This is a genomic window from Pseudomonadota bacterium (genome assembly GCA_010028905.1).
Taxonomy (GTDB): Bacteria; Vulcanimicrobiota; Xenobia; order RGZZ01; family RGZZ01; genus RGZZ01.
On the sequence record RGZZ01000882.1, the window covers coordinates 1 to 1,172 of the forward strand.

A 1,172-nucleotide genomic window follows, 5' to 3' on the forward strand; every position below is an offset into this window, starting at 1 on the left:
GCCTACGCGACGTGGGCCGGGCTTCGGTTGCCCACCGAGGCCGAGTGGGAGCACGCAGCGCGCGGGCCCGAGGGGCTGAGATACCCGTGGGGCAACGACTTCGACCCGTCGCGGTGTCGCAGCAGCGTCGGGGGCGACGCGGGCTCGGCGGAGCGGCCCGTGCCCGTGGGCTCCTTTCCCCAGGGGGCTTCGCCCTTTGGCTGCCTCGATCTCGCGGGCAACGTGGCCGAGTGGTGCTCGTCGCTGCACGCGCCCTATCCCTATCGCGCCGACGACGGTCGCGAGCGCCTCGACACCCGGGGCGGTGATCAGCGCGTGCTGCGCGGCGGATCGTGGTTCAACGACGTGCCGGACTGGTTCTGCGGCTTCGCCCGCGGGCGGGGCAACCCCAGTGTCATCTACCGCGACAGGGGCTTCCGCTGCGCGAAGAGCGCCCCTGCGAGCGCGGCGCACGGCTGAGTCGCGACAGAGAGAGCAGCGCCGACGTACTGTCCGGACTGCGGGCTCCAGAATCGCGATGCGGCGAAGTTCTGCACGGGATGCGGAAGCACGCTGCGGGTCGTGGCCGTGGGCACGGTGCTCGGCGGGCGCGCCGAGCTGGTGGCACGCTTCAAGCGCGAGGCCCAGCTGCTGCGGGGGCTCACCCATGCAGGGCTGCCCCGGGTGCAAGACTTCTTCGGCGAGGGCGGCCTGCACTTTCTGGTGCAAGACTACATCGCAGGCGAGAACTTCCAGACCCTTCTCGCCCGTGCGGGTAGCGCCGGTCTCGACGAGGCCACGGTGCGGGCCATGGCCCTCGAGACCCTCGACATCCTCGAATACCTGCACGCCCAGACCCCTCCCGTGATTCACCGCGATGTGAAACCGGCGAATCTCATGAAGCAGAATGCTACGGGTCGGGTGGTGCTCGTCGACTTCGGCATCGCCCGCGGAGCGCAGGCCTCGACGGCCACCGCCATCGGCACCGCCGAGTACTGCGCCCCGGAGCAGTACGCGGGAAAGGCCGAGCTGGGGTCTGATCTGTACGCTCTCGGTGCGACGATGCATCATCTGTTGACGGGTGCCGTGCCCATGCCGTTCCAGTTTCCCGAGATCGCCAATGTGTCGCCGGAGATGCGCGATGTCTTGGCGAAGGCCACGGCGCTCAATGTGCGCGATCGGTTCAAGACGGC

At 69.5% G+C, this 1,172-nt stretch carries 2 protein-coding genes and 1 pseudogene; all 3 read left to right on the forward strand.

Annotated features, from left to right (window positions below; all coding sequences use genetic code 11):
• Positions 1 to 459, forward strand: a 459-nt coding sequence (locus EB084_26095) for a hypothetical protein (protein ID NDD31737.1), incomplete at its 5' end; no start/stop codon positions are given.
• 27 nt (positions 460 to 486) lie between these two features.
• A pseudogene (locus tag EB084_26100) lies at positions 487 to 549 on the forward strand (zinc-ribbon domain-containing protein).
• A 12-nt stretch (positions 550 to 561) separates the two neighbouring features.
• Positions 562 to 1,172: serine/threonine protein kinase (locus tag EB084_26105; GenBank protein ID NDD31738.1), on the forward strand; the 611-nt coding region annotated here is incomplete at its 3' end.